This is a genomic window from Caballeronia sp. LZ019, from assembly GCF_031450825.1.
Lineage (GTDB): Bacteria > Pseudomonadota > Gammaproteobacteria > Burkholderiales > Burkholderiaceae > Caballeronia.
Genome location: NZ_JARTVZ010000005.1, coordinates 2,860,085 through 2,884,284, shown reverse-complemented (window position 1 = coordinate 2,884,284; position 24,200 = coordinate 2,860,085). Strand labels below are relative to the sequence as shown.

Genomic DNA, 24,200 nt, shown 5'->3' with positions numbered 1-24,200 from the left:
GACGCTTTACGACGATTTCCTAACGCAGGTCGACGGCGCCGATATGCCGGGTGCTCACGCGCCGCCAATAAACGAAGAGGCCGACGCCCGCCACGCCGAGACTCAGCGAATTGGCGATCCAGAAGCCGCGCGCGCCTTGCAGCGAAGCGGGAATCGCGCCGCCGACGTCGAAGCCGAGCAGATAGCCGCCGCCGAGCCCGATGCCCCACAGCGCGATCGCATAGATGACGGTGGGCACGATCGTCACCTTGTACGCGCGCAAGATGAACGCGGTGGTGATCTGCAGCGCGTCGCACAGGTGATAGAAGAAGATGATGAGCACGAGCGGCATCGCCGCGGCGATCACGTTCGGATCGGGCGTGTAGGCGGCGATCACGTGCGGGCGGGCGGCAATCAGCACCACGCCATAGACGAGCGCCAGCACGCAGGCCATCGCGATGCCGTGACGCGAGATCGACGCGGCATCGTCGAAGCGCTGTGCGCCGAGCGCCTGCGAAACGAGTGTGGACGATGCAATGCCGATCGCGAGGGGCGTCATGTACAGCACCGCGCCGAGGTTGCCCGCGATCTGATGGCCGGCGAGCGTCGTCGTGCCGAAACGCGAGATGAAAAGCGCCATGAACGTGTACGACGTCACTTCGATCAGGTACGAGAGGCCCATCGGAATGCCGAGCCGCAAGAGCGCGAACTGACGTCGCAACACGGGCCACGTGAAGCGCGAAAAGATGCCGAAGGGGCGGAAGAACTCGAACTTCAGCAGCACCGTCATGCCGACGACCGCCAGCACCCAGTTGATGAGCGTGCTCGCGAGCGCGCAGCCCGGACCGCCGAGCGCCGGCACGCCGAAGCCGCCGAAGATGAACCAGGTGTTGAGCGGGAACTTGAGCACGAGTCCGCCGACCTGCAGGAACATCACGAGCCGCGGCTTGCCGACCGCGTTCGTCAGCGAGCTATAGACGCGAAACGCGAGGCTCGCGGGCAGGCCGAACGACAGGATGCGCAGGTAGTCGACCGTGCGATCGTGCAACGCGGGCGGCGCTTTGGCGAGACTCAGGAGCGGCTCGGGAAAATAGAGCAGCACGAAGCCGATGACCGTCAGCGCTGCGGCGAGCCACAGCGCCTGGCGCGTCTCCTCGCCGATCTCGCTTTCGCGGCCCGCGCCGAAGAGTTGCCCGGCAATCGGCTGCAATGCGACGAGGATGCCCGTCAGCCCGATGTAGACGGAGATATAGACCGATGAGCCGAGGCCGAGCGCGGCGAGATCGGTGGCGGAAAAGCGGCCGACCATCGCGGTATCGATGACGCCGAACGCGATCACCGCGAGCTGGCCGATCAGCACGGGCCACGCGAGCGATGCGATCTTGCGCACATCGCGCCACATGCCGGTCGTGCCGGGTTGAACGGGTGATGTCGAGGTCATGTCCTTTTTATTGCGGCCGGCGCAGGCTGCGCTTGCGCACGGGTTTTTTCGGCGGCGGAACGGGGCGCTCGATGCGTACATACAGCCGGAAGCGCTCGTCGCGATCGGCGACGCGCCGGCCTTCCCAGACGAGCTTCCATTCGAACGTCGACATCGACGACGGATCGCCGAAGTCGGAGCGATCCTGACGCAGGATGACGTCGCAGTCTTCGTCGAACGCAAACTGCATGCCGCCGAAATAGGCGAACGTCGCGATCTGCGCGTCGCCCAGGCGCGCGGGCGAGATGCAGGTGTAGTCGGCCGGAAGATGTGAGGCGATCTGCTCCGCGACATCGCGATACGTGCGGCTATAGTTGACTACCGGCAGCCATAAGGTCATGAGCAGCACCCACATGAGCGTGGTGCCTGCGCTCGACAATACGACGCTGCGCCACAGTACCTTCGGATGACGCGTGAGCCGCCAGCGCGCGAGCACGAACCAGCAGACCGTCACGGCGACCGCGCAGACGAACGAGATCAGCTTGAACTCGGGATGAAAGCCCGGCGCGAGACGCGCGAGGTTGCGGGCCATCGGCGCGGGAAAGCCGAACATGCCGGCCGTCCACACGAGCCAGACCAGCGTGCCGATGATCGTGAAGCTCAACATCGCGAACCAGTCGATCGCGTTGATCGCGCCGCGCTTGAGCGTGGGCAGCGCGAAGGTCGCGAGCACCGAAAGCGGCGGCAGCAGCAACATGAAGAGCCGGTTCGTTTCGTGTGCCTGCAGCACGACCAGCACGAGCAGTGGCCCGATGACCGACAGCGGCACGGCGACGTGCGGCGAGCGGCGCATGCCGCCCCAGCTCACGAACGCCCAGATCGCGAGCGGCCACGCGGGCCACGTGAAGAGCGGGAGGTTCTTCATCGCGTAGCCGAACTCGAGCGCCGGCGGCGCGGTGAACGTGTGGAAGCTGTTGCGCCACCATTGGCGCAGCCACCATTCGCCGTCGTCGGGGAAAAAGTGCAGCGTTGGCAGCACCCAGGCGGCGATCAGCACGACCGCGACCGGCAAGCCGAAGATCAGCAGCGGCGCGGCCCGCACCTGACGCACGATGACCGTCATCGCGAGCGTGCAAAGCAAGAGTGCGAACACGAGCACGGGCGAGCTCGACAACCCGACGACGCCGATCGCCGCACCCCACACGAGCGCGCCGTGGATCGGCTTGTCGAGGCTGCGCACGAGGCCGTAGATGAGCATCGCGGTGCCGGCGAACTGCGCGACTTGCGGCGTGGTTTCGTGACCGCGCTCCGCGAGGCCGAAGCAGGCGAGCAGAATGAGCAGTGCGCCATCGGCGAGCGTGCGGCCGTAGTCGCGCGGTTCCGGCTCGCCGCCGAATGCATATTTGAAGGGCTGCGCTTCGTCACGCCGGCCGAGCAGATACGCCGAATACCAGACGAACGCGCAAGCGAGACAGAACAGCAAGCCGGTGATCACGCGCGATGCGTTGCTCGCATCGACCCACGGACTCAGCACGCGTATGAACGACGCGCCGAGCCAGTACATCAGCGGTCCGTCGCCGGTGGCGGCCTTGCCGAGCAGGTTCGGCAGAAGCCAGTCGCGGGCGTCGCCGTTGGCCATCGTCCACATGACGCCGAAACCCGCCGCGTCTTCGTTCTTCCAGGGATCACGGCCGAACAGGCCGAACGACGCATAGGTGATGCAGATGGCGAGCAGCAGCCAGCGCGGCAGGGCGCTGGTGGCGGAGGCGGTCAGACGAACGACAGATCGCATGCGAGAAGGCTTGATGGAGAGACGGGCCTGGAAGATGCGCCGCGGGGCTGCGGGGCTGCGGGGCGGCGGGGCCGGAGCATCCGGCATTGTAGTCGTGTCGCGGGTCCCGGCGGCACTGCGAAACTTCGCGCCACGCATCGCGATGCAGGCCGCGCCAATGTATAAAACCGCGAGCCGACAAAAAAGGGCAGCCGAAGCTGCCCTTTCTTGCTGAAACCCGAAGCCCGACTTACTTCTTGGTGGAGAAGCGCGCGAACTTGTTGTTGAACTTCTCGACGCGGCCGGCCGTGTCCATGATCTTCTGCTGGCCGGTGTAGAACGGATGCGATTCCGACGACACTTCGATCTTCGCGAGCGGGTAGGTCTTGCCGTTGAATTCGGCGGTTTCGCGCGTCTGGATGGTCGAGCGGGTCACGAAACGGAAGTCGTTCGACATGTCGACGAACAGGACTTCGCGGTAATCCGGGTGAATGCCTTCTTTCATGGTCTTTCCTGATATCTGGCGGTAGCCAACCCGCCGCACCGTTTCATGGCGCCCTTCGCGAGTCACTTGCCTGGGTCGAAAAACGGCGATTATGCCAGAAAATCAGCCGCTCGACACCTTTTCCCGTCACGCGTGCGAGCCGGCCAGCGCGCCGACGCCGGCGGGATCCTGCCGGTAGTACCGCGCGAGCAGCCGGTACAGTTCCGGGTATTCGGCCTCGAATGCGCCTGGCGTGACGAACAGCGCCTCGCTGCACACGGCGAAGAACTCCGACGGATGATCCGCTGCATAAGGGTCGATCAGCGATTCGCGCTCGAAGCGGCGAAAGCGCGATTGCGGCACGGCATCGACGCGGGCGCAGAACTGGTCGTAGGCGTTGTCGAAGATATCGGACCAGGCGGCGTTATCGAGCGGCGCATGCCAGCGGCGAAAGAGCGGAGGATGCCCGTCGGCTTCGCCGTTCACCATGTCGATCTTGTGCGCGAACTCGTGGATGACGACGTTGTACGCGTCCGAGGCATCGGCCATCTGCGTGTCTTCCCACGACAGCACGACCGGCCCGCCTTCCCATGCCTCACCGCTCGCGTCGTGCTCGATCTCGTGAACGACGCCGGCCTCGTCCTCCACCGTCTTTCTAATGACGAACTCGCCGGGATAGACGATCACGCCGACCCAGCCGCCATAGAGGTCGAGGTCAAGGTTGAGCACCGGCAGGCAGGCTTGCGCGGCGATCGAGACGATCATCTCGTCGGTCAGTTCGAGCCCGTGCGCGGTCGAGAACTCCTTTTGCGCGATGAACAGGCTCGTCGTCTCGCGCAGGCGCTCGCGGTCGGCCGCGATGAGGTGGCGATAGAACGGGAAGGCATCGAGCGTGCGCTGCCAGAGGGCATCGTCGATTGCATACTTGCGCAGCGCGCGCTCGCGGCGTTGCGCGCCGAACCAGCGGGTGAAGAGGTTGGCCATGCGTGGTATCGGAAGGCTCGGACAGTGCGGATTGTACGCAAGGCGCCCATGAAAAAACCGCCTGACGATGCAGGCGGTTCTTTTATACGTCACGCGGAAGATCAGCTTCCGCCGCGGCGCATCATGTCGAAGAACTCCGAGTTGCTCTTTGTCTGACGGATCTTGTCGAGCAGGAATTCCATGGCTTCGACTTCGTCCATGTCGTGAATGAATTTGCGCAATACCCAGACCTTTTGCAGCAGGTCCGGCTTGATGAGCAGTTCTTCGCGGCGCGTGCCCGACTTGTTCAGATTGATCGACGGATAAACGCGCTTTTCGGCGAGGCGGCGTTCGAGGTGCACTTCCATGTTGCCGGTGCCCTTGAACTCTTCGTAGATCACGTCGTCCATGCGGCTGCCCGTTTCGATCAGCGCCGTGCCGATGATGGTCAGCGAACCGCCTTCCTCGATGTTGCGCGCGGCTCCGAAGAAGCGCTTCGGACGCTGCAGCGCGTTTGCATCGACACCGCCCGTCAGCACCTTGCCCGACGCCGGCACCACCGTGTTGTACGCACGCGCGAGACGGGTGATGGAGTCGAGGAGAATCACGACGTCGTGCTTCATTTCGACGAGACGCTTGGCCTTCTCGATGACCATTTCGGCCACTTGCACGTGACGCGCGGCGGGTTCGTCGAACGTCGATGCGATGACTTCGCCGCGCACCGAACGCTGCATTTCCGTCACTTCTTCAGGACGTTCGTCGATGAGCAGCACGAACAGAATGACATCCGGATGATTCGCCTTCACCGCATGCGCGATGTGCTGCAGCATCACGGTCTTGCCCGACTTCGGCGACGCCACCAGCAGGCCGCGCTGGCCCTTGCCGATGGGAGAAATCATGTCGATGATGCGGCCGGTGACATTCTCTTCGCCGCGCATTTCGCGTTCGAGCGGCAGCGGCTTGTTCGGATGCAGCGGCGTGAGGTTCTCGAACATGATCTTGTGTTTCGAGGCCTCGGGCGGCTGCCCGTTGACTTTGTCGACCTTGACGAGCGCGAAATAGCGTTCGCCGTCCTTCGGCGTGCGCACCTCACCTTCGATCGTGTCGCCGGTATGCAGATTGAAGCGGCGAATCTGCGACGGGCTGATATAAATATCGTCCGTACTCGCGAGATAGGAAGTCTCGGGCGAGCGCAGGAAACCGAAGCCGTCCGGCAGCACTTCGAGCGTGCCGTCGCCGAAAATCGTGTCGCCAGCCTTGGCGCGCTTTTTAAGAATCGCGAACATCAATTCCTGCTTGCGCAGGCGGTTCGCATTTTCGATCTCGAGGCCATTGGCCATCTCGATCAGTGCAGACACGTGCTGAGACTTGAGCTCGGATAAATGCATACGGATTTCCCGCCAGGGAGAAGAGGTGCGACAGAAAGATGGGAGAAGAGGTGAGCGGAACCGCTCTAGGACTTAATACTTCTTGAAGTCTTGTAATTCTAGCATAGCACACGCCGTGCGGGCCTCGGATAGGCCGGGGGCGGGGCTTTTCAGCCGATGTTGTCGCGCGACAACATCGGCCGGGGCGCGGTCTTCAGGGCTCCGCCGCCGCGATCGAGCGAGGCAGACTTCCGATGACGACGCGGTTTACAGGTTGCTATCGAGGAATGCGGTGAGTTGCGACTTGGACAGCGCGCCGACCTTCTGCGCGGCGACCGCGCCGTTCTTGAACAGGATCAGCGTGGGGATGCCGCGCACGCCGAACTTGACCGGCGTCAACTGATGCTCGTCCACATTGATCTTCGCGATTTGCAGGCGATCGCCGTAATCCTTCGCGACTTCGTCGAGGATCGGGGCAATCATCTTGCACGGACCACACCACTCGGCCCAGAAGTCGAGCAGGACAGGTTTATCCGACTTGACGACGTCCTGTTCGAAAGAAGCGTCGCTGATGTGCTTGATTGATTCGCTCATTGTCTGAATACCTCAATTGATTCGAGGCCGCGTTGGAATGCTCGCCACGATACACCAAAACTGAAAAGGAATTTCGCCGCTCGGAAGCCGCGAACTCCGCTCGCCGGACGTCGTGCAAAAGCGTGCAATTCGCCGGTCACGGATAAGTCATGTGTCATCTTAGCCTACTTTGCTATCCGTTGCCGGTGCCCGATAGGGACAATCTGAGGCCGAAAGCACGCAGCGCAAGAGGGCGCCGATCACAGGCTTCCGGGCCTCGCGCGGGGCGTGATACAATTCGACGTGACGGGCCTCCTCGCATGGTGGCACGGTCAACCTGGTCAGGTCGGGAACGAAGCAGCCACAGCCGTTTTCTACCAGTGCCGAGGGTCGGGCTCGTCACCTTCCGCTTTTCCTCTGCGCTTTTTCTGCGCTTCTCTTTCGCTGTATCTCCTTCGTCTCTGAGTCATTCCGACACTGGCCGGTGCTGCTGACGCGCGTGTGTCGTTTGCATACTGCTGCCGCGAAAGCGACCGTTCCGACGCCCGGCTAGGCCCGTCCGAGCGGCGTTTGCCATAAGTCGTTGCTGATACAATTTCGCGCATGACCTATCAAGTTCTCGCACGCAAATGGCGGCCGAAATCGTTCGAGTCGCTCGTCGGCCAGGAGCACGTCGTTCGGGCGCTCACGCACGCGCTCGACGGCGGCCGTCTGCATCACGCTTATCTCTTCACGGGCACGCGCGGCGTCGGCAAGACCACGCTCTCGCGCATCTTCGCGAAGGCGCTCAACTGTGAAACCGGCGTGAGCTCGAAGCCGTGCGGCGTGTGCCGCGCGTGCCGGGAAATCGACGAGGGCCGGTTCGTCAACTATGTCGAAATGGATGCGGCGAGCAATCGCGGTGTCGATGAAATGGCCGCGTTGCTGGAGCGCGCCGTGTACGCGCCCGTCGATGCGCGTTTCAAGGTCTACATGATCGACGAAGTCCACATGCTGACGAACCACGCCTTCAACGCGATGCTGAAGACGCTGGAAGAACCGCCGCCGCATGTGAAATTCATTCTCGCGACCACCGATCCGCAGAAGATTCCGGTGACGGTGCTCTCGCGTTGTCTGCAGTTCAATCTGAAGCAGATGCCGGCGGGGCATATCGTCTCGCACCTCGAGAACATCCTTCAGCAGGAACAGATCACGTACGAGCCGCAGGCGCTGCGGCTTTTGTCGCGCGCAGCCGACGGCAGCATGCGCGATGCGCTGTCGCTGACCGATCAGGCCATCGCGTATTCCGCGAACGAGGTCACCGAGGAAGCCGTGCGCGGCATGCTCGGCGCGCTCGATCAAAGCTATCTGATCCGCCTGATCGACGCGCTCGCCGCCAGCGATGGCGCAGGCGTCCTGACCATCGCGGATGAAATGGCGCTGCGCAGCCTGTCGTTCTCGACGGCGCTGCAGGATCTGGCGAGCCTGCTCCATCGAATAGCGTGGGCGCAGTTCGCGCCGTCGTCCGTGCTCGACGAGTGGCCCGAAGCCGCGGATATCCGCCGCTTCGCGGAGATGCTGTCCGCCGAGCAGGTTCAATTGTTCTATCAGATTGCTACCGTGGGGCGCGGCGAACTCGGTCTTGCGCCCGACGAATACGCGGGCTTCACCATGACGCTCCTGCGCATGCTGGCGTTCGAGCCGGCGGGCGGGCCGGGCGGTGGCGGCGTCGCCGTCAACGCGCCGCAAGCGACGAAGGCGCCGCGCAGCGCCGCGCTTGCCGGCGCAATGGCCGAACGTGCGGTCGTGCCTCTGCCCGTGTCGGCGAAGGCGGCGGAAGCTGCGCCGGTCGAGACATCGGCGAACGGTTCGCCGCAGCCAAAGCGCGGGGACGTTGCGGAAACTCGTGAATCACAACCGGCGACCGGCGTCACGTCAACGCGTTCGGACGAGCCGGCTGCGAGCAGCGCAGAGAATCCCGCGGCTTTGCGCGCTACGAGCGACGCCAAAGCCAGTGACGCACCGCCGGTCGTGGTGACGCGAACGATCGAGCCGAATGAACCGGCAGACGTGCCGCCCGCCGCGACCGCGCCGATTCGCGCAGCAGCCCGTCAGGCGGCCGATGATGCCGTGAGTCAACCACAGGACGCATCGCAAGCCGATGCAGCGAAGCGCCCTGGCGGCGGAGCCAGCGCGGCGCTTGAAGTGCTGCGCAGCGCGGGCATGCGCTTGTCTTCGGATCGCGGAGCGCGGGGGGCATCGGCGGCTGCGGCGAATGGATCGGCTGCACCGAAGCCTGCCGCACCGAAGCCCGCCGTCCAGGTCCAGCCGCCCGTGCCGCGCCGGCCCGCGCCTGCGCCCGCCGCCGCTGCCCCCGAACCGAAGGCGAAGCCCGCGGCGAAAGTCATCCCGCCGTGGGAGGACATGCCGCCGGACGACTATCCGCCGGCATCGTCGCAAGACGAGTATTTCATGCCGCCTGATGACGGTTTCATGCCCGCGTTCGACAGCGGCCCCGACGACATGCGTTTCGCCGGCGAGCCCGCATCCGCGCCCGCGCCCGCGCCGAAGGTCGATACGACGCCGCTGCCGCCCGCCGTCCCGCTCGATGCGCTCGGCGTCGCGGTTGAATGGGCAGCGCTCGCGGCCCATTTGCCGCTCAAGGGCGTCGCGTATCAGCTCGCGTTCAATAGCGAACTGACCGCCTGCGACGCGAATTCCGTCACGCTCAAAGTCGCCGTACAGATGTACTCGGACGCCTCGCACGTCGCGAAGCTGAAGGCCGCGCTCGCGGAAAACCTCGGGCGCGCAGTCGAAGTCAACGTCGATGTCGGCCCGGTGCGCCGCACCGCCGCCGCGCTCGATGCCGTCGAACGTGCACGACGCCAGCAGGAGGCCGAGCAGGAAATCCAGCGCGACCCGTTCGTGCAGTCGCTGATCCGCGATTTCGGCGCGAGCATCGTTCAGGGTTCCATCCGGCCGCTCGCATCGGACGCATCCGCACAGCAGGCGCCGCGCGCACAGTAAGATAGGCCGCATTCGCGGCATCGCCATTTTTCGCGCGCCGTTGCAGTCGTTGCACGCGCGGCGCGCTCGTCGCCATCCGCCATATCCGCTTTCCAGTAAGGAGCCGAACCATGATGAAGAACCAACTCGCCGGGCTGATGAAACAAGCTCAGCAGATGCAGGAAAACATGAAGAAGATGCAGGACCAGCTCGCGCTGATCGAGGTCGAAGGCCAGTCCGGCGCGGGCCTCGTGAAGGTGACGATGACCTGCAAGAACGACGTCAAGCGCGTGTCGATCGACCCGAGCCTGCTCGCCGACGACAAGGACATGCTCGAAGATCTCGTCGCCGCAGCCTTCAACGACGCGGTACGCAAGGCCGAAGCCACCACGCAGGAAAAGATGAGCGGCATGACGGCCGGCATGCCGATGCCGCCCGGCTTCAAGCTGCCGTTCTAAATCCGCGCCCCCGCGCGGGGCGCGTCATGAGGACACATGAAACAACCTTCCGCTTTGTCGGCGCTCGTGGAGGCGCTGCGCGCGCTGCCCGGCGTCGGTCCCAAGTCGGCGCAGCGCATGGCGTATCACCTGATGCAGCACGACCGCGCCGGCGCGGAAAAGCTCGGCCAGTCGCTCTTGTTCGCGACCGAGCATCTGCGGCACTGCGAGAAGTGCAACACGTTCACCGAGGCGGCCGTGTGCGAAGTCTGTCTCGATGAAGCGCGCGATCCGGCGATGCTGTGCGTCGTCGAGACGCCCGCCGACCAGATCATGCTCGAACAGACGCTCACCTATCGCGGGCTTTACTTCGTGCTGATGGGCAGGCTCAGTCCGCTCGACGGCATCGGGCCGAAGGAGATTCACTTCGACCGGCTCATCAACCGCGCGCTCGACGGCGTCGTGCAGGAAGTGGTGCTCGCCACCAACTTCACCAACGAAGGCGAAGCCACCGCGCACTACCTCGCGCAGACGCTGAAGTCGAAAGGGCTCAGGGTGACGCGGCTCGCGCGCGGCGTGCCGGTCGGCGGCGAACTCGAATATGTCGATGCCGGCACCATCGCGCGGGCGATGATCGACCGGCGCTCCGTCTAACTCAGCAAACCAACACGTCATGACCGAAAACGAAGCACTCGCGATTGCGACGCACCGGCATTACAAGGGTGGGCTCTATCGCGTGATCGGCGTTGCGCGGCATTCCGAAACCGAAGAAGAGATGACGGTCTACGAACATCTCTGGCCGCACGAGCGCGGCATGTGGGTGCGTCCCGCAGCGATGTTCAACGATACCCTCGCCGACGGCACGCCGCGCTTCAAGCCGCTCTGAAGCGGGACAGCAAAGCCCATAAGGAAAGGAGACGAGAATGACCGCATCGACCGGGCCGCTCGCCGGCGTCAAAGTGCTCGAACTCGGCACGCTCATCGCCGGCCCGTTCGCCGCGCGCTTCATGGGCGAGTTCGGCGCGGATGTCATCAAGATCGAAGATCCGAACGGCGGCGATCCGCTGCGCAAGTGGCGCAAGCTGTATCCCGAGGTGGGCGGCACGTCGCTGTGGTGGGCGGTGCAGGCGCGCAACAAGAAGTCGGTGACGGTCAATCTCAAGGCGGAAGAGGGCAAGGAAATCGTGCGGCGGCTCGCGAAGGAAGCGGATATCGTCGTCGAGAATTTTCGTCCGGGCCTGCTCGAGAAGCTCGGTCTCGGCTACGAAACCTTGTCCGCCGAAAACCCCGGCCTCGTGATGGTGCGGCTTTCGGGCTACGGGCAGACCGGGCCGTATCGCGATCGGCCGGGCTTCGGCGCGATCGCCGAATCGATGGGCGGGCTGCGTCACATCACCGGCTATCCGGATTTGCCGCCGCCGCGCATCGGCATCTCGATCGGCGATTCGATCGCGGCGCTGCATGGCGTGATCGGTGCGCTGATGGCGCTGCATCATCGGCAGGTGAACGGCGGCAAGGGGCAGGTGGTCGACGTCGCGCTGTACGAAGCCGTCTTCAACATGATGGAGAGCGTCGTGCCCGAGTACGGCGTCTACGGCCTCGTGCGCGAGCGCACCGGCGCGTCGCTGCCGGGCATCGTGCCTTCGAATACGTATCCTTGCCGCGATGGAAGCATCGTGATCGGCGGCAACAGCGACCCGATCTTCAAGCGCCTGATGACGGCAATCGATCGCCCCGATCTCGCCGACGATCCCGCGCTCGCCTCGAACGATGGCCGCGTGCCGCGCACGCAGGAAATCGACGACGCCATCGCCGCGTGGCTCGCGACGCGCAGCATCGACGAGGCGCTCGCCGTGCTCAATGCCGCCGATGTGCCGGCAGGGCGCATCTACAGCGTCGCGGACATGTTCACCGATCCGCAATATCTGGCGCGTCAGATGCTGCAACGCTTTCCGTGGCAGGACGGCCGTGAGATCACGCTGCCGAACGTCACGCCGAAGCTCTCCGACACGCCCGGCGAGACGCGCTGGCTCGGACCCCGACTCGGTGAACACACCGATGAAGTGCTTCAAACGCTCGGGTATCATCCTGACGATATTGCGCGGCTGAGAGCGGCCAGGGTTATCTAGGCCAGGCTCCGCCGCGACAACGACAAAGAACATGCAGCGCGCCATGTTGCATGAGACAGGAGACAAACAACGATGAAACGAAGAACGTTCATCGCGAGCGGCGCAATGCTCGCGGGTAGTGCACTGTCGGGCATGCCGCTCGCATTGGCTCAGGGCAAGCCCGAGCAGACGAAGGTGTCGATCGCGGTCGGCGGCAAGAATCTTTTCTACTACCTGCCGCTCACCATCGCGGAGCGCCGCAACTACTTCAAGGACGAAGGGGTCGACGTCGAGATCGCGGACTTCGCGGGCGGCGCGAAGGCGTTGCAGGCGGCGGTCGGCGGCAGCGCCGATGTCGTATCGGGCGCATTCGAACACACGCTGCTGCTGCAGGCGAAGAATCAGTACTTTCGCGAATTCGTGCTGCAAGGACGCGCGCCGCAGATCGTGCTCGCCGTATCGAAGAAGACGATGCCGAACTACAAGTCGGTCGCCGATCTGAAAGGCAAGAAGATCGGCGTGACGGCGCCGGGTTCGTCGACGGCGATCATGGCGAGCTTCGTCCTCGCGAAGGCGGGGCTCAAGGCGAGCGACGTGTCGTTCATCGGCGTGGGCGCGGGAGCGGGCGCGATCGCCGCGCTGCAATCCGGCCAGATCGATGCAATCGCCAATCTCGATCCCGTGATGACCAAGCTCGATCGCGCGGGGGAGATCCGCATCGTCTCCGATACCCGCACGCTCGCGGATACGAAGACGGTCTTCGGCGGCAACATGCCGGCGGGGTGTCTTTATGCTTCGCAGAGCTTCATCAACAAGAATCCGAACACGACGCAGGCGCTGACCAATGCGATGGTCCGCGCGCTGAAGTGGCTGCAGACGGCATCGGGCAAGGAACTGATCGCGACGGTGCCGGAAGGTTATCTGCTCGGCGATCGCGCGTTGTACCTCGATTCATGGCAGCACGTGAAAGAAGCGCTGTCGCCGGACGGACTGATGCCCGAGGACGGCCCGGCGACATCGCTGAAGACGCTGCAGGCATTCGACGAAACGGTAAAAGGCAAGCCGATCGACGTGTCGAAGACGTGGACCAACGACTTCGTGAAGAAGGCGCTCGCGACCGTCAAGGCGTGAGCGATGAGCATACTTTCGACACACGCGCTCGCGCTGGAAGACGTCACATGCACGTTCGCTGCGCGCGAGAGCCGCAGTGACCGTTATACCGCCGTTCGGAATACGAACCTTTACATTGCTCCCGGCGAATTCGTATCGGTCGTCGGCCCGACGGGCTGCGGCAAGTCCACGTTGCTGAACGTATCGGCGGGACTGTTGCAGCCGTCGTCGGGCGCGGTGAGCGTGTTCGGCGAGCCGCTCAGGGGCATCAACCGGCGCGCGGGCTACATGTTCCAGGCCGATGCGCTGATGCCCTGGCGTTCAGCGCTCGACAACGTCACCGCCGGCCTCGCATTCCGTGGCATGACGAAGGACGAAGCCGACGCGCGCGGCGAGGAATGGCTCAAGCGCGTGGGCCTGGGCGGTTTCGGCGACCGCTATCCGCATCAACTGTCGGGCGGCATGAGAAAGCGCGTCGCAATGGCGCAAACGCTCATTCTCGATCCCGACATCATCCTGATGGACGAGCCGTTTTCCGCGCTCGACATCCAGACGCGCCAGTTGATGGAGAACGAACTGCTCGATCTATGGGCCGCGAAACGCAAGGCGGTGCTTTTCATCACGCACGATCTGGACGAAGCCATTTCGATGTCCGATCGCGTCGTGGTGCTGTCGGCGGGGCCGGGGACGCATCCGATCGGCGAGTTCGCCATCGACTTGCCGCGTCCGCGCGATGTCGCGGAGATCCGCTCGCATCCGCGTTTCGTCGAGCTGCACGCGCAAATCTGGGGTGTGCTGCGCGAGGAAGTGCTCAAGGGTTATCAGCAGCAGTTGAAACGGAACGATCATGTGGAATAGGCTGCGCCCGAATCGAACGAATCTGATGGTCTGGCAATGGCTGTTGCTCGTCGCGTGCTTCCTGCTGTGGTACGCGCTCACCAGCCCGACGCTTCTGCCGCCTTTTTATTTCGACGACGCGAACAAGGCCGCGTTCTTCTTCGGCGAGCCGCAGAAGGTGCTCGTGCGCATCTGGGAGTGGTTCAGCAGCGGCGAGATTTACCTCCATCTGTGGGTGACGCTGATCGAGACGGTGCTCGCGTTCGTCATCGGCACCGTCTTCGGTCTGGCGGTCGGGCTATGGCTCGCGCTCGCGCCGACGATGAGCGCGCTCCTCGATCCGTACATCAAGGCCGCCAACTCGATGCCGCGCGTGATTCTCGCGCCAATCTTCGCGGTCTGGTTCGGTCTCGGCATCTGGTCGAAGGTCGCCCTCGGCGTGACGCTCGTGTTTTTCATCGTGTTCTTCAATGTCTATCAGGGCGTGAAGGAAGTGAGCCCGGTCGTGCTCGCGAACGCGCGCATGCTCGGCGCGAATCGCAAGCAACTGCTTCGCTACGTGTATCTGCCGAGCGCGACGAGCTGGGTGTTTTCCAGTCTGCATACGTCGGTCGGGCTGGCGTTCGTCGGTTCGGTGGTGGGCGAGTATCTCGGCTCGGCGCGCGGGGTCGGCTATCTCATCTTGCAGGCCGAAGGCACGTTCGATATCAACACGGTGTTCGCCGGTATCCTCGTGCTGACCGCGTTCGCACTCGTGCTCGACGGACTCGTCGCGCTCGTCGAGCGTCGGCTCATGAAGTGGCAGCCGAAGAGCGGCGAGACCGAGAAGCTGTAGGCCGTCCTGCGCGTGACGATACGTGTCAGCCGGTGTCGGCCCGATCGGCGCAGGTGGGTTATCCTTTCGCAAACCGAATCGATACCATCGCCGCGCTCGCTGCCGCATTGCTGTAAGATTCGGCCCGACTTTCCCGGCTCGGGGCATCGGCGACACGGCGCCTTCGTGACGCGATTCACGCGATTTGCGCAAGACAAAGAATGAGATTGGACACCAGCAGTGCGGTGGCGGTGGCGTTGCCACCGCCGATCGGAGATAGCCTGATCGGGCTCGTGCTCGTCAACAATCTCGTCCGCAACGGCTATCGACCGGTCGTGTTCGGCTGGGTGGCGGAACAGCTCGCGGACTGGCTGCCAGGCGTGGAGGTGCGGCAACCGGGCGCGTGTCCGCGCGCTTTCGAGACGGTCATCGAACTCTGGAAGACCGACTACGGCGCGGCGCTCAGCCGTTCGGGACAGACGCTTCGTCTCGACCAGCTTCCCGAATACGGCGGCAGCAAGCATATGGTGGAGCGCATCGTCGATGTCGCGACTCATGTGCTGGAGCTTCCCGAAGTGACGCGTTCGAATGGACTCGTCGTGCCGGCCGGCGTCATGCGCGGGCGGTTCGCAAATCGCGTGGCTATTCATCCGACCGGCAGTCATCCTGAAAAGATGTGGGATCGCGACAAGTTCATTGCGCTGTCGCGCGCGCTCGCGCGGCGTCAGCTCGTGCCGAGCTTTCTGGTTTCGCCGAGCGAAATGTCCGACTGGAACGATGTTGCGCGTGCCGGGCATGAAGTAAATGCGCTGCCGCGCCTCGGCGATGTCGCGACGTGGATCGCCGAATCGCGATGGTTCATCGGCAACGATTCGGGGCTCGGGCATCTCGCGTCGTCCCTCGGCGTGCCGACGCTGACGCTCTTCATGCGACGCGGCCTCGCCCGGTCGTGGAGGCCGGGCTGGGGGCCGGGCGCTATCGTGCTGCCGCCGGCGCTGGTGCCGTCAGCGGCGTTGAGGGAGCGGTTCTGGAAGCGGCTCCTGAGCGTGCGTCGTGTGATGGCCGCGTTCAGCGCGTTGCAGGGCGCGAACGCGCGCGAGACGCAGAACCTGCGATCCACTGCGCGGCGGGAGAGGGATGCAGCGCAGGCGACGATATTGCCGGATGCCTAGCCGGCATGCCTGTGTCGCCGGCGCCCCTCACATCGACATCTCCACCACGACCTTCCCTGTGACCCGGCGATTCATCATGTCATCGAGGGCCTGCGCGGTCTCATCGAGCGGATAGCGCCGCGTCACGGCGGGACGCAGCTTCCCCGCTCGAATTCACTCGACCATCGTCGCGAATTCGCTGTCTGCAAGCGCAGGTTCGCGCCGCATGTGGTCGCCCCAGAACACGCCGACGATGCTCGCGCCTTTCAGCAGCGCGAGATTGAGCGGCAGCTTCGGAATTTCGCCATTCGCGAAGCCGACGACGAGATAGCGCCCGCGCCAGCCGATGCTGCGAAACGCCGGCTCCGCATACGCGCCACCGACGGGATCGAATATGACATCGGGGCCATCGCCGCCGGTCAGCGTCCTGACGCGTTCGCGCAAGTCCTCGTTCGCATAGTCGATGACATCGTCCGCGCCATGTTCGCGGCAGAACGCGAGCTTCTCCTCACTCGACGCCGCCGCGATCACGCGCGCCCCGATTATCTTGCCGATCTGCACCGCGGCCAGCCCGACGCCGCCCGCCGCGCCGAGCACGAGCAGCGTGTCGCCGGCTTTCAGCGCGCCGCGATCGACGAGCGCGTGATACGACGTGCCATAGGCGATGGTGAAGGCGGCGGCATCGGCGAAATCGACGTCATCGGGCAGCGCGATGCACGCGGCCTCGCTCGCCCGCGCCTGTTCGGCGAACGCGCCCTGCGCCGTGTAGGCCGCCACGCGCATGCCGGGGCGAAAGCGCGTCACGCTTGCGCCCACTTCACGCACGACGCCCGCGAACTCCGCGCCCGGCGTGAAGGGCAGCGGCGGCTTGAACTGATACTTGTTCTGAATGATCAGCACGTCAGGGAAATTCACGCTCGCCGCCTTCACGTCGATGACGACTTCGCCCGCTTCGGGATGCAAGTCGGGCAGCGTCTCGACGGTCAGCGTGTCGGGTAATCCATGCTGGTTGCAGCGAACGGCGCGCATGTCGTCTCCTTGTCGATAGTCGCTCAGTTTATGACACGGCGCGCACCCCGGACGAGCCCCGGCGAGTCGTCCGCGCGCCATCTTTCCTCGGTTACAATCGCCGGATGCGAATCCTACTCAGCAACGACGACGGTTACCTGGCTCGCGGCATCAACGTGCTGCACGACGCCTTGCAGCCGCTCGGCGAAGTGACCGTGATGGCGCCGGAGCAGAACTGCAGCGGCTCATCGAACTCGCTCACGCTGTCCCGGCCTCTGAGCATCCATCGCGCGGCGAACGGTTTCAATTTCGTGAACGGCACGCCAACCGACTCCGTGCATATCGCGCTGACCGGCATGCTCGACGAGCAGCCGGACCTCGTCGTGTCCGGCATCAACAACGGGCAGAACGTCGGCGAGGACACGCTGTATTCCGGCACCGTTGCGGCGGCCACCGAAGGCTTCATGTTCGGCATTCCGTCCATCGCGTTCTCGCTGGTCGGACGCGACTGGCTGCATCTCGAAGACGCGGCGCGCGTGGCGGCGGAAATCGTCGCGCATTTCCTCGAGCACCCGATGCCCGGCCATCCGTTGCTCAACGTGAACATTCCCAGTCTGCCGTACGACCAGCTCGGCGAATGGCGCGTCACGCGCCTCGGCAAGCGCCATCCTTCGCAGCCCGTCATCCGCCAGACCGATCCGCGCGGCAATCCGATCTATTGGATCGGCCCCTCGGGCGATGCACTGGACGCGAGCGAAGGCACCGATTTTCATGCCGTGGCGAACGGCCATGTCTCCATCACGCCGCTTCAGCTCGACCTGACGCATACCCGGCTCATGGCGGAAACGCGCGAATGGGCGCGCGCCGGGAGCCGCCGCACATGACCGACGAGCGCGCCAAGCGCTTTCCGCTGGCGCTCGCGGACCTCGTGCGCGAGCCGCGCAAGCCCGCTGGCCGGGCCGATGCATCGCGCGTCAAGCCGGCCGTCGTATCGTCGGGCAAACCCGGCGCGTTGCGGTCCGCCGCAAGCGCGCCGAAGAGCGGGGCGGCTGCATCCACGTTTTCCGCGAAATCGTCAACCGGTCTCGCGAAACCGGTTCCCGGCACGACGCGCAGTCCGGCGCAAGCGCCGCATCCGCGTACGAGCGCATTGCGCACTGCGCAGCGCGGCGGCGAGCGCGATCCGCTGAACGGCGCGGCGAACGCTGCGTCGAAAAAAGGCGCGCCCAATGTCGCGCTGGCCAGCACGCAAACGCTGACCTCGGAACGGGTGCGCGAGCGCATGGTCGAACGGCTGCGTGCCAACGGCATCACCGATTCCCGCGTGCTCAACGCGATGTCGGTGGTGCCGCGCCACATGTTCGTCGATCCCGGGCTCGCCGCGCAGGCCTACGAAGACGCCGCGCTGCCCATCGGCCATCACCAGACCATCTCGAAGCCGTCTGTGGTCGCCCGCATGATCGAGCTCGTCGCGGCCGGGCGCACGCTCGACAAGGTGCTCGAGATCGGCACCGGTTGCGGCTATCAGGCGGCGGTGCTGTCGCAGGTCGCGAAAGAGGTGTATTCCATCGAGCGCGTGCGCCCGCTGTCCGAGCGCGCGAAGCTCAATCTGCGGCCGCTGCGCGTGCCGAACATCCGGCTTCACTACGGCGACGGCCGCCTCGGCCTGCCGGCGGCGGCGCCTTTCGATGCGATCGTGATCGCATGCGCGGGGCTCGATGTGCCGCAGGCCCTGCTCGATCAACTCGCGGTGGGTGGCAAGCTCGTCGCGCCGGTCGGACCGCAGGCTGCGCAGTCGCAGGTTCTGACGCTCGTCACGCGCATTTCGGCGACGCAGTGGCGGGAGTCCCAGCTTGATCGCGTTTTCTTTGTACCTTTAAAATCCGGAGTGATTTGACACCGATGAGTATCTTGCGTGCTTTGCGAGAAGGAAGTGCGGACGTTCGTCTGACGGCGGCGCAACGCGGCGTTTGCGTATTGGCGCTATCCGTGCTGGCGGCCTGTTCGACGCGCATGGACATGGCGCCGGTGGTCGACAGGACCGGCGCCCCGATCGCCACCGACGCGGCTCAGGCAGCCGCCGCAGCAAACCTTCCGCCGCCGCCGGGCTATTACCGTGTGAAGCCGGGCGACACCCTATATCGGATCGCACTGGAAAACGGTCAGAATTATCACGACATTGCCACGTGGAACAACCTGACGAACCCGAATCAGATCGAAGTCGGTCAGTTGGTGCGCGTCGCGCCTCCGGGCGCCAATCTCGCGGCGGCGACGCCGGGTGTGTCGACGGCTCCGATCGCCGGCGGCGCGGTGCAGGCGCAGCCGCTCGGCGGCACGCAGCAGCCGGGCGTTGCAGCGGGCGCAACGCCGGGTGCAACATCCCAGCCGCCGTATTACGGTCCGAGTTCGGGCATGGGCGCCGCCACTGGCGAAGCGGGCAGCGCGCCGGGCGTGCCGGGCGTCGATAGCAGCGCGGCGGCGACTCAGCCGGCGTTCAGCTGGCCCGCACGCGGTCCGATCATCGGTACGTTCGACGAAGCGAAGAACAAGGGTTTGAATATCGGCGGTGCGGCGGGCGACGCGGTCAACGCTTCAGCGGATGGACGCGTGGTCTACTCCGGAAATGGGCTGCGCGGCTACGGCAATCTCATTATCATCAAGCACGACGCTACTTTTCTCACGGCATATGCACATAACCGCGCTTTGATGGTAAAAGAAGGAGACGCGGTGACTAAAGGGCAGAAGATCGCTGAGATGGGCAACAGCGATTCGGACCGTGTGATGTTGCATTTCGAAGTTCGCCGGCAGGGTAAACCTGTTGACCCACTGAAGTATTTGCCGCCGCAATAAAGCGGAACCATCATGCCGAAAACGAAGCGCCGCCTGCCGCAAGCCGAGACTGAGACGATCAGCCGACCTTTGCAAGTGTCGGTGGAGGAGGGTGCTTCGACCCATGATGACGACGCCGAGAACATCGACGTCGACGTCGATTCCGAGGAAGAAAGCGGAAGCCGGGACAAGAGCGAAGAAGGCGCCGAACGCGCAAACGATTCCGCTCCCGACGCCGACGACTTTCGCTCGCTTCTTCAGGCCGAACTCACGGCCGATACCATCCAGCATTACCTGAACCGCATCAGCGTGAAGCCGCTGCTTACCGTCGAGGAGGAGCAGCGGTATTCGCGTCTCGCAAAGGCGGGCGAGTTCGAGGCGCGGCAGGTGATGATCGAGCGCAATCTGCGGCTGGTCGTCAGCATCGCGAAGGGTTATCTGAACCGCGGCGTGCCTTTGCTCGATCTCATCGAAGAGGGCAATCTCGGCCTCATGCATGCCATCGAGAAATTCGATCCGACGCGCGGTTTTCGTTTCTCGACATATGCGACATGGTGGATCCGCCAGAGCATCGAACGTGCGATCATGAATCAGGCGCGCACGGTGCGGCTGCCGGTGCACGTGATCCGCGAACTCAATCAGGTGTTGCGCGCCAAGCGCCATCTGGAAAAAAATTCCGCCAACTCGAACGATGCCGTCGCGCCCGAGCGCCGCGATGCGAGCATCGACGATATCGCCTATCTCACCGGCAAGACGCCGGAGGAAGTGACCGACATTCTCGCGCTCAACGAACATACCGCGTCGCTCGACGCGCCGCTCGATCTCGATCCGGGCAGCAGCCTGCTCGATCTTCTGTCGGACGACCAGAGCCAGTCGCCCGATGCCGAAGTGCAGCATCGCGAACTCGAGTCGCTCACGCGCCTCTGGCTGTCGCGGCTGTCGGACAAGCATCGGCATGTAATCGAACGACGTTTCGGACTCAATCACATCGAGCCCGCGACGCTCGAAGAACTGGCCGACGAGATGGGCCTCACGCGCGAACGTGTGCGCCAGATCCAGCAAGAGGCGCTCGTAAGGCTCAAGCGTTTCTTCGCATCGAACGGCGTTCGCAAGGACGCCGTGCTTTAAAGCTGATCGACGCCCGCGAGGGGGTCGCATCGCCGTACTTCTGCAGGATTCAATGACACCGATTCTCGTATTCGACATCGAGACCATTCCCGATGTCGACGGCATTCGCCGTCTCGAAGATTTGCCCGACGATCTCTCCGACCGCGAAGTCGCGGACCATGCATTCGCCGCGCGGCGCGAACGCGTCGGCAACGATTTTTTGCCGCATCATCTGCAGCGCGTGGCCGCGATCTCCTGCGTGTTCCGCGACAACAACGGCTTCCGGGTCCGCTCGCTGGGCACGAAGGACGATGGCGAGGCTGCGCTCATCCAGTCGTTCTATCGCGTGATCGAGAAGTACACGCCGCAACTCGTTTCGTGGAACGGCGGCGGCTTCGATCTGCCGGTGCTGCATTACCGTGCGCTCGTGCAGGGCATCGCCGCACCGCGATACTGGGATCTCGGACAGGACGATCGCGAGTTCAAGTTCAATAACTACATCAGCCGCTATCACATGCGGCATATCGATCTGATGGACGTCCTCGCGATGTATCAGGCGCGCGCCAATGCGCCGCTCGATGCGCTCGCCAAACTTTGCGGCTTTCCGGGCAAGCTCGGCATGGACGGTGGCAAGGTCTGGGAAGCGTATTGCGACGGCCAGCTCGACGAAATCCGCAATTATTGCGAGACCGATGTCGTCAACACGTATCTGATGTATTGCCGTTTTCAGATGATGCGCGGCGGTTTCACGCCCGACGAGTACGCCGACGAAATCAACTTCGTGAAGAACGCGCTCGCGCAGGAAGCATCGCCGCACTGGGCGGAGTATCTCGCCGCGTTCGGGCAATGACTTCGTGACGTTCGTCTACAATCTCGTGTTTGCCATCCCGTCAGTCAGGAAGTACGCAGGTGTCTGAAGCCGCTCGAAAAAATCCGCATCGCCGCCGCGCCGCGCCGGCCAAATCCGTTACGCCCGATCCCTCGTTCGTCGCGCCCGAAATCGAAATCGACGCGCTCGATATGGAAGCGCGCGGCGTCGGCCGCACGGTCAACGAGGACGGCGAGCCGGGCAAGGTCATCTTCGTCGAAGGCGCGCTGCCGGGCGAACGGGTCAGCTACTCCAGCTACCGCAAGAAGCCGAGCTTCGAGCAGGCGCAAGTCGTCAAGGTGCTGCGCGAAAGCGTGATCCGCGCGAAGCCGAAGTGCCAGTTCTTCGGCACGTGCGGCGGCTGCTCCATGCAGCATCTCGATGTCCGCGCGCAGATCGCCGTGAAGCAGCGCGTGCTGGAAGACAATCTGCAGCATCTGGCGAAGCTCCGCGCCGAAACCATGTTCCGGCCGATTCACGGTCCGTCGTGGGGATACCGCTATCGCGCGCGGCTGACGGTGCGGCATGTCGAGAAGAAGGGCGGCGTGCTGGTCGGTTTCCACGAGCGCAAGAGCAGCTACGTCGCGGACATGACGAGCTGCGAGGTGCTTCCGCCGCACGTCTCCGCGATGCTCGTGCCGCTGCGACACATGGTGGCGGGGCTGTCGATCCGCGATCGCATGCCGCAGATCGAACTTGCCGTCGGAACGGACGTGACTGCGCTCGTGCTGCGCATTCTCGAACCGCTCACCGAAGCAGACGAAGCGCTGATTCGCGCGTTCGCCGATGAGCATGACGTGCAGTTCTGGCTCCAGCCGAAGGGGCCGGATACGGTTTATCCGTTCTATCCGCTCGACCGCGAACTGGCTTATACGCTGCCGGAATTCGATATCCGCATGCCGTTCAAGCCGACCGATTTCACGCAGGTCAATCACCAGATCAACCGCGTGCTGGTGGCGCGCGCGCTGAGCCTGCTCGCGCCGCAGCCGTCGGACCGCGTGCTGGACCTGTTCTGCGGCATCGGCAATTTCACGCTGCCGCTCGCGCGGCTGTCGCGCGAGGTCGTCGGCATAGAGGGAAGCGAAGCGCTGACGGCGCGCGCGCTGGAAAATGCAAAGGCGAATGGCGTCGACGGCCATACGTCGTTCGCTTGCCGGAATCTCTTCGAAGTCACGGCCGATGATTTCCGCGCGCTAGGCGCATTCGACAAGTTCCTGATCGATCCGCCGCGCGAAGGCGCGCTCGCGGTATCGAAGGCGCTCGCGGACATCGCGCAAAGCGGCGACGGGCCGCTGCCGGAGCGCATCGTCTATGTGTCGTGCAATCCGGCGACGCTCGCGCGCGATGCCGGTCTGCTCGTACACGAAGCCGGGTATCGGATGAAGGGGGCCGGCGTCGTGAACATGTTCCCGCATACGTCGCATGTCGAATCGATCGCGTTGTTCGAGCGCGACTGAGGCATCGCCCGATTTCAGCGGACGCAAAAAAACCGGCCTGAAAAGGCCGGTTTTTCATTTTCGAAGCGCGTACCGCCGATCAGTTGCGGTTGCCGCCGAAGATGCCGAGCAGCGCCAGCAGGTTCGTGAACACGTTGTACAGATCGAGGTAGATCGCGAGCGTCGCGCTGATGTAGTTCGTCTCGCCGCCGTTCACGACGCGCTGCACGTCGAACAGCATGTACGCCGAGAAGATCACGATGGCGAGCACCGAGATGGTCATCATCAGCGCCGGCAGTTGCAGGAAGATGTTCGCGAACGCCGCCAGCAGGATCACCAGCACGCCCATGAACAGCCACTTGCCGAGGCCCGAGAAGTCACGCTTGCTGACCGTGGCGATGGTCGCCATTGCGGCGAAGATCACGCCGGTGCCGCCGAACGCCATCATGATGAGCTGCGGCCCGTTCGAGAAACCGAGGATGAAACTCAGCAGGCGCGAGAGCATGAGGCCCATGAAGAACGTGAAACCCAGCAGGACGACGACGCCCATGCCGCTGTCCTTCGTCTTTTCGATCGCGAACATGAAGCCGAACGCGATGGCCAGGAACGCGATGAAACTCATCGCCGGGCTCGTGGCGGCGAACAGCGAGAAGCCCGTCGCCACGCCGACCCAGGCGCCGAGAACCGTCGGCAGCATCGACAGCGCGAGCAGCCAGTAAGTATTGCGCAGCACCTTGTTGCGCACCTCCACCGAGGTGACGCTGCCGTTACGGCCAAAGCTGTAGGGTGATTCGTTCATGGTTTCTCCTTGCTCCAATTGTCTTCGTTGGTCCTGCTTCAATATGCGTCACACGTCAATGATAGGGTCGCGGACTTAAGCCATTCTTAGGATTCGCGGCGCTTGCTTCCCGCCATAACCGGCTCGAATATGGCTGCGGCCCGTGCCGAATTCA

The 24,200-nt window shown here is 64.0% G+C and carries 22 protein-coding genes, 1 other RNA gene and 1 pseudogene; 16 read left to right on the top strand and 8 right to left on the bottom strand.

Features of this window, described 5'->3' with window-relative positions:
• Positions 1 to 19: 19 nt before the first annotated feature.
• The 6 genes from P9255_RS27005 to trxA form a co-directional block, all read right to left on the bottom strand.
• Complete coding sequence (locus tag P9255_RS27005) at positions 20 to 1,381, bottom strand: MATE family efflux transporter (RefSeq protein WP_309790807.1); 1,362 nt, start codon at positions 1,379 to 1,381, stop codon at positions 20 to 22.
• Positions 1,382 to 1,427: 46 nt separating this feature from the next.
• Positions 1,428 to 3,191 carry a glycosyltransferase family 39 protein gene (locus tag P9255_RS27000; RefSeq protein ID WP_309764702.1) on the bottom strand — a complete coding sequence of 588 codons (1,764 nt, stop codon included), beginning with the start codon at positions 3,189 to 3,191 and terminating at the stop codon, positions 1,428 to 1,430.
• Between the two features lie 229 nt (positions 3,192 to 3,420).
• The gene (locus P9255_RS26995; RefSeq protein ID WP_040050153.1) at positions 3,421 to 3,675 is read right to left on the bottom strand and encodes a type B 50S ribosomal protein L31; all 255 of its coding nucleotides are present in this window, start codon (positions 3,673 to 3,675) and stop codon (positions 3,421 to 3,423) included.
• Between the two features lie 126 nt (positions 3,676 to 3,801).
• Positions 3,802 to 4,638, bottom strand: a complete 837-nt coding sequence (locus P9255_RS26990) for a zinc-dependent peptidase (protein WP_309790714.1) — start codon at positions 4,636 to 4,638, stop codon at positions 3,802 to 3,804.
• A gap of 101 nt (positions 4,639 to 4,739) precedes the next feature.
• Complete coding sequence (gene rho, locus P9255_RS26985) at positions 4,740 to 6,005, bottom strand: transcription termination factor Rho (protein ID WP_035968253.1); 1,266 nt, start codon at positions 6,003 to 6,005, stop codon at positions 4,740 to 4,742.
• Positions 6,006 to 6,251: 246 nt separating this feature from the next.
• Entirely contained in the window at positions 6,252 to 6,578 is a 327-nt protein-coding gene (gene trxA, locus P9255_RS26980) for a thioredoxin TrxA (RefSeq protein WP_309790713.1), read from the bottom strand.
• A gap of 284 nt (positions 6,579 to 6,862) precedes the next feature.
• On the opposite strand from trxA, the gene ffs reads away from it, so the two are divergent.
• From ffs to P9255_RS26930, 10 genes are all read left to right on the top strand, one after another.
• Positions 6,863 to 6,961, top strand: an RNA gene (ffs, locus tag P9255_RS26975) — signal recognition particle sRNA small type.
• A 199-nt stretch (positions 6,962 to 7,160) separates the two neighbouring features.
• Complete coding sequence (locus P9255_RS26970; protein ID WP_309790712.1) at positions 7,161 to 9,563, top strand: DNA polymerase III subunit gamma/tau; 2,403 nt, start codon at positions 7,161 to 7,163, stop codon at positions 9,561 to 9,563.
• A gap of 110 nt (positions 9,564 to 9,673) precedes the next feature.
• Complete coding sequence (locus P9255_RS26965) at positions 9,674 to 10,000, top strand: YbaB/EbfC family nucleoid-associated protein (protein ID WP_014191628.1); 327 nt, start codon at positions 9,674 to 9,676, stop codon at positions 9,998 to 10,000.
• Positions 10,001 to 10,036: 36 nt separating this feature from the next.
• Complete coding sequence (recR, locus tag P9255_RS26960; protein WP_309790711.1) at positions 10,037 to 10,633, top strand: recombination mediator RecR; 597 nt, start codon at positions 10,037 to 10,039, stop codon at positions 10,631 to 10,633.
• 19 nt (positions 10,634 to 10,652) lie between these two features.
• Positions 10,653 to 10,865: a DUF1653 domain-containing protein gene (locus P9255_RS26955; RefSeq protein ID WP_309790710.1), complete on the top strand. Its 213-nt coding sequence runs from the start codon at positions 10,653 to 10,655 to the stop codon at positions 10,863 to 10,865.
• 37 nt (positions 10,866 to 10,902) lie between these two features.
• Positions 10,903 to 12,108, top strand: a complete 1,206-nt coding sequence (locus tag P9255_RS26950; RefSeq protein WP_309790709.1) for a CaiB/BaiF CoA-transferase family protein — start codon at positions 10,903 to 10,905, stop codon at positions 12,106 to 12,108.
• Positions 12,109 to 12,180: 72 nt separating this feature from the next.
• Positions 12,181 to 13,218 (top strand): ABC transporter substrate-binding protein, encoded by a 1,038-nt coding sequence (locus P9255_RS26945; RefSeq protein ID WP_309790708.1) that lies wholly within the window; start codon positions 12,181 to 12,183, stop codon positions 13,216 to 13,218.
• A gap of 3 nt (positions 13,219 to 13,221) precedes the next feature.
• Positions 13,222 to 14,055 carry an ABC transporter ATP-binding protein gene (locus P9255_RS26940; protein WP_309790707.1) on the top strand — a complete coding sequence of 278 codons (834 nt, stop codon included), beginning with the start codon at positions 13,222 to 13,224 and terminating at the stop codon, positions 14,053 to 14,055.
• Complete coding sequence (locus P9255_RS26935; RefSeq protein WP_309764710.1) at positions 14,045 to 14,869, top strand: ABC transporter permease; 825 nt, start codon at positions 14,045 to 14,047, stop codon at positions 14,867 to 14,869. Before P9255_RS26940 ends, P9255_RS26935 begins: the two co-directional genes overlap by 11 nt.
• Before the next feature lie 200 nt (positions 14,870 to 15,069).
• Entirely contained in the window at positions 15,070 to 16,020 is a 951-nt protein-coding gene (locus tag P9255_RS26930) for a glycosyltransferase family 9 protein (RefSeq protein WP_309790706.1), read from the top strand.
• A gap of 27 nt (positions 16,021 to 16,047) precedes the next feature.
• On the opposite strand, the pseudogene P9255_RS26925 reads toward P9255_RS26930, so the two are convergent.
• Positions 16,048 to 17,028 (bottom strand): annotated as a pseudogene (locus P9255_RS26925) (NADPH:quinone oxidoreductase family protein).
• Positions 17,029 to 17,132: 104 nt separating this feature from the next.
• Between P9255_RS26925 and surE the strand changes: the two are divergent.
• From surE to rlmD, 6 genes are all read left to right on the top strand, one after another.
• Positions 17,133 to 17,891 (top strand): 5'/3'-nucleotidase SurE, encoded by a 759-nt coding sequence (gene surE / locus P9255_RS26920; protein WP_309790705.1) that lies wholly within the window; start codon positions 17,133 to 17,135, stop codon positions 17,889 to 17,891.
• Positions 17,888 to 18,904: a protein-L-isoaspartate(D-aspartate) O-methyltransferase gene (locus tag P9255_RS26915; RefSeq protein ID WP_309790704.1), complete on the top strand. Its 1,017-nt coding sequence runs from the start codon at positions 17,888 to 17,890 to the stop codon at positions 18,902 to 18,904. Before surE ends, P9255_RS26915 begins: the two co-directional genes overlap by 4 nt.
• Positions 18,905 to 18,909: 5 nt before the next feature.
• On the top strand, positions 18,910 to 19,857 hold the full coding sequence (locus P9255_RS26910; protein ID WP_309764716.1) for a peptidoglycan DD-metalloendopeptidase family protein: 948 nt from the start codon (positions 18,910 to 18,912) through the stop codon (positions 19,855 to 19,857).
• Positions 19,858 to 19,869: 12 nt separating this feature from the next.
• The gene (rpoS, locus tag P9255_RS26905) at positions 19,870 to 20,964 is read left to right on the top strand and encodes an RNA polymerase sigma factor RpoS (protein ID WP_309764718.1); all 1,095 of its coding nucleotides are present in this window, start codon (positions 19,870 to 19,872) and stop codon (positions 20,962 to 20,964) included.
• A 52-nt stretch (positions 20,965 to 21,016) separates the two neighbouring features.
• Positions 21,017 to 21,793, top strand: coding sequence for a 3'-5' exonuclease (locus P9255_RS26900; protein WP_309764719.1), 777 nt, complete (start codon positions 21,017 to 21,019; stop codon positions 21,791 to 21,793).
• 149 nt (positions 21,794 to 21,942) lie between these two features.
• On the top strand, positions 21,943 to 23,268 hold the full coding sequence (gene rlmD / locus P9255_RS26895) for a 23S rRNA (uracil(1939)-C(5))-methyltransferase RlmD (protein ID WP_309790806.1): 1,326 nt from the start codon (positions 21,943 to 21,945) through the stop codon (positions 23,266 to 23,268).
• Between the two features lie 79 nt (positions 23,269 to 23,347).
• On the opposite strand, the gene P9255_RS26890 is transcribed toward rlmD, so the two are convergent.
• Positions 23,348 to 24,046 (bottom strand): Bax inhibitor-1/YccA family protein, encoded by a 699-nt coding sequence (locus tag P9255_RS26890; RefSeq protein WP_309764720.1) that lies wholly within the window; start codon positions 24,044 to 24,046, stop codon positions 23,348 to 23,350.
• Positions 24,047 to 24,200 lie beyond the last annotated feature (154 nt).